The organism is Oribacterium sp. HCP3S3_B9 (assembly GCF_052064255.1).
In the GTDB taxonomy this organism is placed as follows: Bacteria; Bacillota; Clostridia; order Lachnospirales; family Lachnospiraceae; genus Oribacterium.
Window position 1 is genome coordinate 43396 of sequence record NZ_JBQHVY010000021.1, and the last position, 10027, is coordinate 53422.

General features: G+C 41.1%; 9 protein-coding genes and 1 pseudogene. All 10 read left to right on the forward strand.

Going from position 1 to position 10027, the window contains the following annotated elements; translation table 11 throughout:
- Positions 1 to 33: 33 nt before the first annotated feature.
- The 10 genes and pseudogenes from ACTNC3_RS09970 to ACTNC3_RS10015 all read left to right on the forward strand — a co-directional run bounded on the left by ACTNC3_RS09970 (position 34) and on the right by ACTNC3_RS10015 (position 9897).
- A complete protein-coding gene (locus ACTNC3_RS09970; protein ID WP_410043268.1) occupies positions 34 to 591 on the forward strand; it encodes a hypothetical protein in 558 nt (185 codons plus the stop codon).
- Between the two features lie 685 nt (positions 592 to 1276).
- Positions 1277 to 2509, forward strand: coding sequence for a DegT/DnrJ/EryC1/StrS family aminotransferase (locus ACTNC3_RS09975; RefSeq protein ID WP_441227339.1), 1233 nt, complete (start codon positions 1277 to 1279; stop codon positions 2507 to 2509).
- A 134-nt stretch (positions 2510 to 2643) separates the two neighbouring features.
- Positions 2644 to 3036 (forward strand): annotated as a pseudogene (locus ACTNC3_RS09980) (VanZ family protein); the annotation flags it as partial.
- Between the two features lie 24 nt (positions 3037 to 3060).
- Positions 3061 to 3759, forward strand: coding sequence for a sugar transferase (locus ACTNC3_RS09985; RefSeq protein WP_441227340.1), 699 nt, complete (start codon positions 3061 to 3063; stop codon positions 3757 to 3759).
- Between the two features lie 135 nt (positions 3760 to 3894).
- Entirely contained in the window at positions 3895 to 4281 is a 387-nt protein-coding gene (locus tag ACTNC3_RS09990) for a serine O-acetyltransferase (protein ID WP_441227333.1), read from the forward strand.
- Between the two features lie 204 nt (positions 4282 to 4485).
- Positions 4486 to 5475 (forward strand): glycosyltransferase family 2 protein, encoded by a 990-nt coding sequence (locus ACTNC3_RS09995; protein ID WP_441227334.1) that lies wholly within the window; start codon positions 4486 to 4488, stop codon positions 5473 to 5475.
- 13 nt (positions 5476 to 5488) lie between these two features.
- On the forward strand, positions 5489 to 6808 hold the full coding sequence (locus tag ACTNC3_RS10000) for a nucleotide sugar dehydrogenase (protein WP_441227335.1): 1320 nt from the start codon (positions 5489 to 5491) through the stop codon (positions 6806 to 6808).
- Positions 6809 to 6810: 2 nt separating this feature from the next.
- Positions 6811 to 7863, forward strand: coding sequence for a glycosyltransferase (locus ACTNC3_RS10005; protein ID WP_441227336.1), 1053 nt, complete (start codon positions 6811 to 6813; stop codon positions 7861 to 7863).
- A gap of 13 nt (positions 7864 to 7876) precedes the next feature.
- Positions 7877 to 8782 carry a D-glucuronyl C5-epimerase family protein gene (locus tag ACTNC3_RS10010; protein WP_441227337.1) on the forward strand — a complete coding sequence of 302 codons (906 nt, stop codon included), beginning with the start codon at positions 7877 to 7879 and terminating at the stop codon, positions 8780 to 8782.
- A 14-nt stretch (positions 8783 to 8796) separates the two neighbouring features.
- Entirely contained in the window at positions 8797 to 9897 is a 1101-nt protein-coding gene (locus ACTNC3_RS10015; protein ID WP_441227338.1) for a glycosyltransferase, read from the forward strand.
- Positions 9898 to 10027 lie beyond the last annotated feature (130 nt).

Here is a 10027-nt window from a genome sequence, read left to right on the forward strand (position 1 = left end):
GGATACAAAGGATTAATCAAGAGGTAATGATTTATGAATAAGAAAGCAGTTGGAACAGGAGTCGCTTGCGGAGTTTGTCTTGGGACAACAATTATTGCATATGCAATAATGTCATTATTTTTTACAAAAAGTGAAACATCAAAACTCTCAAAAAAGACGGTTTTCCAATTTGATCTTTCCACTGATATGGCAGCAACGAAAGTGGGACCTGGTGATAGCTTTGATGTAAAACCAGTTATATATAATGATGCAACCGAAGAAATGTATGTGTTTATACAAGTGGATATGCCAACAACAGCAGATGGAATTCTTTACTCATTTGATGTTGATGATGAATGGTGTGTTGTGAGTGAGGATGATGGAACAGTTGTTTATGCTTATGGAAGTACTGAGATGACAATATTGGCTCCTGGAGATAGTACAAGTGCTCTGACAAATCAGATGACCATGAAATCAATCTCAAATGCAGAGTATGCAGCTATTGATGATATTAATATTACAATCACCGGTTATGCAATGGGAACAGAGGATATGTCTACCAATCCTGTGGATGCATGGAATGAATGTAAAACAATTGGAGATATTCAATAGCCGATATTAGTCCCTAATCATCTATCGACCGTAAAAAACTACCAATCCACAACCTCCATATCATACCCGTATTCGTCATTATTCACTACTTTTCACCCATCCAACCCCGCCACACAACTAAAAACCACGCCAGAAATGGCGGGGAAGTGAAAAAGAGAGTGGCGGCGAGAAGGAAAAAGACGAAAAGGAGTGGGGATGACCACAGGAGAAGGAAAAAAGAGGTGTAGAGAAGGCTAGAGAGGTGCATATCGACACCAATCCCTAATCATCTATTGACCCTCACTTTCACCTCCAATGCCTAATCATCTATCGACCCCAAAAAAGTACCTGCATCTTGCCACCAATCCCTAATTATCTATCTACCTATCAACTTCGCCAATTTCACTACTCACTTTTTGGTGAGTATGACCGTGCAGGAGGGGTGGAAAAGAGGGGGTTGGAAGCGGTGTGTAGGGGTGAAAATGGGGTGCATTATGACACCAATGCCTAATCATCTATCGACCCATCTATCTCTTCCGCTCAACCACATCCGCGTGGTGAGGATGAAAGGAAAAGAGCAGTGAGGAGAGCGGTGTGGAAATGGTGAGGATGAGTGGTTGGTTGGATTGGAAGAAGAAAAGGGATATATGACCACACCAATGGCGTGGATAAGAAAATTAGAAAACAATGCAAGGGGAGAACAATGATGGAAAAAAGAGTAATACCGTTTAGTCCACCGGACATTTCGGAACTGGAGATAAATGAAGTAGCGGAAGCGATGAGAAGTGGCTGGATCACCACAGGGCCAAGGACGAAAGAGTTAGAGCGTAGGCTTGCAACCTACTGCCATACGAGCAAGGTTGTTTGCTTGAACTCTGCCACAGCAGCGGAAGAGTTGAACTTCCGTGTTTGTGGTATCGGTGAGGGTGATGAGGTTATCGTTCCTGCTTATACATACACAGCGAGTGCTTCAGCTGCCATCCACTGTGGAGCAAAAGTCGTTTTCGTGGACAGTCAGAAAGACTGTGTGGAGATGGACTACGACAAGGTGGGCGAGGCGATTACTGAGCGTACCAAAGCTATTGTGGCTGTGGACCTCGGTGGAATTGTCTGTGATTACGACAAGCTGTTTGATGTTGTGGAGAAGAAGAGGGCGCTCTTCACTCCTCTCCAAGGAGATAGTTTAGGAGCCAGAATTCAAAGAGCCCTTGGAAGAGTAATAGTCTTCTCAGACGCAGCACACGCGCTGGGCGCATCTAGAAACGGCAAGATGGCTGGAGAGATAGCCGACTTCACGGACTTTTCCTTCCACGCGGTCAAGAACTTTACCACAGCAGAGGGTGGGGCTAGTACGTGGAGAGATATAGAGGGAATAGATAACGAGGAAATCTATCATCAGTACCAGCTTCTGAGCCTTCACGGCCAGTCCAAAGACGCTCTAGCTAAATCCCAAATCGGCGCGTGGGAATATGACATAATCGGTCCTTGGTACAAGTGCAACATGACCGACATCATGGCGGCGATAGGGTTAAAGCAGCTGGATAGGTACCCGCAGCTCCTCGCTAGGAGAGGGGAGATTATTGCGCGGTATGACGAGATGTGTGATGAGTTGGGTGTGAAGCATCTTGTCCACAGCGGCGAGAACTTCCAATCTTCTAACCATCTCTATTTAAGTAGAGTGCCCGGGATCGGAGACGCGGAGCGTAGGGAGATAATAGTGAGATTAGCGGAGCGTGGTGTGAACTGCAATGTCCACTATAAACCTCTCCCGATGATGACTGCTTATAGAGAGTTAGGTTGGGACATTAAGGATTTCCCTAATGCGTATGAGTATTATGAGAACCTCATTACATTACCTCTCCATACGCTACTGAGTGATGAAGATGTGGAGTATGTTATTGAGAATTTCAAGGAAGTAGTGAAGGGATATTTGAAGTAACCCACACTTCAACACTAAGCACGTCAAACCTTCCTATCCACCAAACCATACCATTCTAACCACTCACTCCTGAGGAGATGAGGAGATGAGGAGTTTTGGGGTATGGAGAGATTGAGAGGGAGAAATGTGTGGAAATGAGCGTGGAGAGGAAAAAAGAGTGTGGGAATGGTGTGTGGATAAGTAAAGCGGAGAAAGGAGCGCCATTGGGGGAGAGGAAACGGAAAGTACTTATAGCCCTGTATATCTTCTTTATCCTGTGGGTGACTCTTTTCTCGAGAGAAGTGGGAATGGAGAGAATAACCAAGGGCCTGTTCTGGGAAGTTCGGATGGGATATTGGTGGGATATTGCTCTCAATATTCTGCTGTTCATTCCATTGGGTGTTCTACTCGGTGGTAAAGGCTGGAAGGCCATTCTGGTCGGTTTTCTACTGTCTACTTTTATTGAGTGTTCTCAATACATATTTCTCTTGGGTTACTGCGAAGCGGATGATGTGTTGAACAACACAATTGGTACTGTGATTGGAATTCTTTTGTGTTCATGGAGTGATCTGATGATTTTGAAAAAATGGGAAGAATTGCCTGATTTTATGCGGACTGAGGAAGTCAGACCATACTATGAGGCACTTAAGAAAAAGAAGTTGAGCTTGGTTTTGAAGTGGGCGATGGATTTGGTTGGCGGGTTGATTCTGCTGATCATCCTTGCCATCCCAATGGCTGTGATTGCTGTGATGATAAAACTGGATTCCGAAGGTCCCGTCTTCTACAGACAGGAACGAATTACAACTTATGGCAAACACTTCAAAATCCACAAGTTCCGCACAATGGTGAGTAACGCGGATAAAATCGGTTCTGCAGTCACCGTTGGTAATGACAGTCGCATCACAAAGGTTGGTGCAAAACTCAGAGGGTGCAGACTTGATGAGCTGCCACAGGTATTCGACCTTATCACCGGCAACATGAGTTTTGTGGGCACAAGACCAGAAGCAGTGAAATATGTGGAGAAGTATAAGCCTGAGTATTACGCTACTCTACTTCTTCCTGCTGGCATAACATCTGAGGCCAGCATTAGATACAAAGATGAAGCGGAGTTGCTGGAAGCAGCAGACGATGTGGACAAGGTGTACATGGAGGAAGTGCTTCCAGGCAAGATGAAGTTCAATCTTCAGTCCATTAAGGAATTCTCCTTCATAGGAGAGATTAAAACAATGTTCCGTACAGTGCTTGCTGTTATGGGAAAAGATTATGAGTAATTTTAAAGAAGTATATTGCGCCGATTTACAGAGATACGGCAATGACAAGATTGATAAGTACATAAAACTCTGGACATATCTATTTAGAAAGTGCCAATTCTCCCGGGGGGGGTACAAAAGATATATCATGCTCTGTTGCTAATTGTTGGTAAAAAACATGGAATTGAAATTGACTATCCCGTACAAATAGGCAAAGGGTTTTTTATTGCCCACCCATACGGCATAACAATAAACGATAAGGTAGTAATAGGACGGAATTGCAATATCCATAAAGGAGTTACTATTGGTCAGGAAAATCGAGGTATTAGAAAAGGGACACCTACGATAGGAAACAATGTCTGGATTGGAATGAACTCAACTATCGTCGGTTCTATTCATATTGGAAACGATGTTTTAATTGCGCCTAATACATATTTGAATAGTGATGTTCCTGATCATTCAATTGTAATAGGTAGTCCAGCAAAAATAATAAGCAGAAATAATGCGACAGATTGTTACATCAACAATGTAATTGGAGAATAGAAAAATTGTATGGAAGAAGTACTTCCTGTGAAGATGAAGTACAATCTTTGGTCTATTATAGACTTCTCCTTTTTGGTGATATAGCAACCATGTTCAGAACCGTTTTTGCTGTGCTTGGTAAGGAATATAAGTAAAACACCGGAATACACGGTGAAAAACACAATGAAGAAAGAGAGCAAGGAACAAGCAAGGAGTATAGGTTAGATGGATAAAACATTTATATCCGTGGTAATGCCGGTTTATAACGAAGAAAAATACATAGAGAACTGTATTGATTCTTTATTACTTCAAGATTATCCACAGGAGTGCATGGAGTGGATTTTTGTGGATGGTATGTCTTCTGACAGAACAAGAGAATTGATCGGGGAGTATATTGAGAAATATCCTAATCTGATAAAACTCTTGAGCAACCCGAACAAAACAGTTCCATACGCAATGAATATCGGAATCAAAGAGGCAACGGGAAAGTACATCATTAGATTAGATGCCCATGCCGATTACAATAAAGACTACATATCAAAGTGTGTCTACTATCTTGATACGACCGATGCAGATAATGTCGGTGGAGTTGCCGAAACAAAGAGCAAGGGCTTCGTTGGTAATGCCATTGCGAAAATGCTCTCTAGCCGCTTTGGCGTGGGCAATTCTGAATTCAGAACTAATGGTGAATCAGGATATGTAGATACAGTTCCATTTGGAGCATTCCGAAGGGAAGTGTTTGAAAAATGGGGCGGATATGATGAGAGATTAACTCGCAACCAGGATAACGAGATGAATTACCGCATTAGAAAAAATGGGGGTAAGATTTATCTTTCATCAGATATCAAGCTGTCATATTACTGTCGAGATAGCATCAAGGGCATATCGGACATGGCGGTAAAAAATGGAATGTGGAATGTAATCACAATGAAATTGTGTCCAGGTTCCATGGGAGTAAGACATTTTATTCCATTAGCTTTCTTGCTTTCACTAATTATCCTGCCTATCGCAGGGATTATCTACCACCCAATATGGTGGCTGTTTGCTTTAGAAATGGCACTATATTTTGCTCTGGATTGCCTATTTTCAGCAAAACAAGCTAGTGGATTAAAGGAATTCTTTTTGTTGGTTTTACTGTTCCCTATTTTTCACATCACATATGGAGCAGGTTCATTAAAAGGTATTTTGAAATTGTTTTCTAAGGAATATAGATAAGGAGAAAAGTAAAATGACACTTTATGAGAAGATTGTGGCTGGCGAAGAAAAAATCGCTCTTGTCGGTCTGGGATATGTTGGTATGCCTATTGCTGTTGCCTTTGCAAAGAAGGTTAAGGTAATCGGCTTTGACCTGAATGCGGCAAAAATTGAACTGTATAAGCAGGGTGTCGATCCGACCAAAGAAGTCGGTGATGAGGGCATCAAGGCTACTACCGTCGAGTTTACAGCTGACGAGAAGAAGCTCCAGGAAGCGAAGTTCATCATCGTTGCAGTTCCTACTCCGGTTAATACCGATCACACACCTGACCTCACTCCAGTTATTGGAGCTTCGGAAATTGTTGGTCGTAATCTCACCAAAGGCGCAATTGTCGTCTACGAGTCTACTGTTTACCCCGGCTGTACAGAAGATGTATGTATTCCTATTCTTGAGAAAGAGTCTGGCCTGAAGTGTGGCGTGGACTTCAAGATTGGCTACTCTCCTGAGCGTATCAACCCGGGCGATAAGGTGCACCGTTTGGAGAATATTCGCAAGATTGTATCTGGCTGCGATGCAGAGTCTCTTGAAGAAATCAAGAATGTATACGACCTGGTAATCGAAGTTGGCACTCATCCAGTTTCCAACATCAAGACAGCCGAGGCAGTCAAGGTTGTTGAGAACAGCCAGCGTGATATCAATATTGCTTTCATGAACGAGCTCGCCATGGTATTTGACCGTATGGGTATTGATACCAACGAGGTTGTCGATGGCATGAACACCAAGTGGAATGCTCTTGGCTTCCGTCCAGGACTTGTCGGTGGTCACTGCATTGGCGTGGATCCGTACTACTTTACATATGAAGCAGAGAAGTTGGGCTATCATAGCCAGATCATCCTCAACGGAAGAATAGTAAACGACAGCATGGGTGCATACGTTGCTGACGCTGCAATTAAGAAAATGATTGAAGCAGGACAGGCTCCGAAGAATTCCAAGGTTGTTATTCTTGGCCTGACTTTCAAGGAGAACTGCCCGGACACCAGAAACAGCAAAGTGGATGACATCATTAATCGACTGGGCTCTTACGGCATTACACCGGTGGTTGTCGATCCTTGGGCTAGTGAAAGAGATGCTATGCATGAGTACGGTGTGACGCTCACCAAACTGGATGATGTGAAAGATGCGGATTGTGTGATTGTGGCTGTTGCCCACAATGAGTTTAGAGCTCTTGCTCTTAATGATATTAAGGCACTCTTCAAATCCGGTGCAGATGATGAGAAGGTTCTGCTCGATGTTAAGGGCCTGTATAAGGTAGCAGACCTTGATGCATCTGGCATGAGATGGTGGAGATTGTAATTGTGGCGAGATATAAAGTGGGTATTTGCGGACATTTTGGTGGTAATAAGGAATTTCTTGATGGCCAAACGGTTAAGACCAAAAGTGTTACAGAACAATTGCGAAAGGAACTTGGAGAGAGTCAAGTTCTTACAGAAGATACATATGGGGGTATCCGGGTATTACCGAAGTGTTTATACGCACTTTTTTCAATGCTGATTCATTGCGACAATATTATCATTTTGCCTGCTCATAACAGTGTAAAAATTTTTTCTCCGTTCTTGGTAATTCTGAACAGATTGTTTAGGAAACGTCTTCACTACATTGTGATTGGCGGTTGGCTACCAGAAATGGTAACAAAAAGGAAATGGTTGGCTTTTTTTCTGAAACGAATGGATGGAATCTATGTGGAGACATCGACCATGAGCCAGGCCTTGTCATCTAAGGGATTCCAAAATGTAATTATTCTACCTAATTTTAAGGATATTCCTATTTTGGCAGAAAAAGAATTGGTCTATTCCCAGCAGGAACCATATAAGCTGTGTACCTTTTCTCGAGTAATGCAAAAGAAGGGAATTGAGGACATTATTCAGGTAATTTCAGAAATCAATCAAGAAAAAAATCGTACCGTCTTTCTTCTGGATATTTACGGTCAGATTGACTGTGGATACGAGAATGATTTTAAGAGATTGATTAATGCAAATTCTGAATTTGTTTTTTATCGTGGATGTGTACCTGCTTCCGAAAGTGTTTCTGTTATAAAAGACTATTTTATGCTAGTATTTCCGACTCGTTTCTATACGGAAGGCATTCCAGGGACAATCATTGATGCTTATGCTGCAGGTGTACCTGTTCTGGCATCAAAATGGGAGAGCTTTTCAGACATCATTGTGCCTGGCGTAACAGGAATGGGATACGATTTCGAGAATATGCATGATTTAAAGATAAAGCTCCTAGAGGTTATTGCGAATCCGCAAAGTATAACTGGAATGAAATGCAATTGTTTGAGAGAGGCTAAGAAATACCAACCTGAGATATTGAAAACAATATTACAACTAAACAATTATCGAGTGTAGGTAGGAAACAATTATGGCGATTACATTTTATAATCTACAGAAATGGTGCCGCATGCTGACAGGGAAAAGCATACAGCATGTAAACCAGGGATTAGGGAAAGCATTTTCTATATCTGAGCTTAAGGGTTATTATAACGACTTGACAGAAAAAGTTAGTGAATCACAGGAATTGGATTCTGAAGGAATACCATTGCTTACTGTTGATAGCGGAGAGAAGATATATTTTCCTATCATGATTTTTCAATATGGATTAGGAGCATACGATTTGTATCTTTTATCAGATGATAAGTCGATGTTTGAAAAAGCTAAAAAATGTGCAGATTGGGCAATGGAATTTCAGAATAAAAATGGTAGTTGGGATAATTTTGCTTATGAGTTCCCAGATCATCCATTCTCCTCAATGGCTCAAGGAGAGGCTACATCCCTACTTCTTAGACTATATGAAACAAGTAAAGATGAAAGATATCTGTCGGCCGCACGGAAAGCAATAGATTTTATGCTTTTGGATATTAACAATGGAGGAACGACGGAATACTTGGGAGAGGATATTTTCTTTCACGAATTTACCCACAAACCAGTTGTTTTGAACGGATGGATTTTTAGTATATGGGGTCTTTATGATTATAATTTAGTTTGTGGAACCTCAGAAACAAAGAAAATATTCGAAAAAACAGTTCAAAGTCTGGTAAATCATCTTGACGCTTTCGATAATGGATATTGGAGTATGTATGACTGTGCAGGTATGATAACTAGTCCTTTTTACCATAATCTGCATATAGCTCAAATGAAAGCTATGTATGCAATTACTCATAATGCGAAATTTCAAGAAATGGCAGAGAAATGGTCGGAATATCAACAATCCATTATTAATAGGAGTAGAAGTTTTATAAAGAAAGCCTATCAAAAGATACTAGAATAAAGTTGGTGAAAAGAATGAAGATTATTCAAATAATGCCGGAGTTTGGTTTAGCAGGCGCAGAAACAATGTGCGAAAATTTATCCTATGAACTCGTGAAGGCAGGACACAAAGTAATCGTAGTGAGTATGTATAGCTTTCATTCGGCTATTACGGATAGAATGGAAAAGCGCGGGATTGACATTAGATATCTTGGGAAAAAACATGGTCTGGACGTCAGTATGGTGGCCAAGTTTTATAGAATATTTAAGGAAGAAAAGCCTGACGTTGTTCATACACACAGATATGTCATGCGATATACCGTTCCAGCTGCGGTTATGGCAAAAGTTCCAAGAATGGTACACACAGTTCATAACGTTGCAGAAAAGGAATGTGGCAAAATCGATCAACTAATAAACAGGTTTTTTTATAAATATTGTAAAGTGATTCCGGTGGCACTAACTGAATATATTCGTAATACAATCTCTCAGGTTTACAGTCTTCCGATAACCGAAATACCAATTATTTTCAACGGAATAAATATTGAGAAGTGCATTGCTAAAGATGATTATTCGGTTCATAAGCCAATGAAAATACTGCATATCGGAAGATTTGCTGAAGCAAAAAACCATATCGAGTTGATAAAAGGATTCAATTTATTTAAGTCAGAATATCCTGATTCTCAGCTAATCTTGATTGGGGATGGGGAATTAAAAGAACAAGTGAAGGAACTTATTCAAGAATTACACATTTCAGATTCTGTTAATTTGTTGGGATTACAACCAGAAGTAAATATGTTTCTAAACGAAGCGGATATTTTTATTCTTCCGTCCCTATATGAGGGTATGCCAATGACTTTGATTGAAGCAATGGCTACGGGGCTACCAATTATCACGACCCCTGTTGGCGGAATTGTGGATATGTTAGAGGATGGCAGTGAAGCAATTTTTACAGGAACAGATTCTGAGTCTATCGCAGATAGCATTGGTATGCTTGTAAATAACTTTGAATTGCGCCGGTCACTTGGGCAAGCTGCTTTAATAAGAGCCAGACAGTTCTCTGCAAAGACAATGGCAGAAAAGTATTTGGCTGTATGTTGTAAACTAATAATACCAGGAATTGGAAATAAAAATCCCTGAAATTGGAAAAGGAATTCCTTATAAATGGAAAGGACACGTTGAAACACCAACCAATCAAAATTATCCTTTATCTAAAGCACAACCAATAGATAAGGGAGGAAAGGAAGATGCTCAGCATGTCCGATATCAA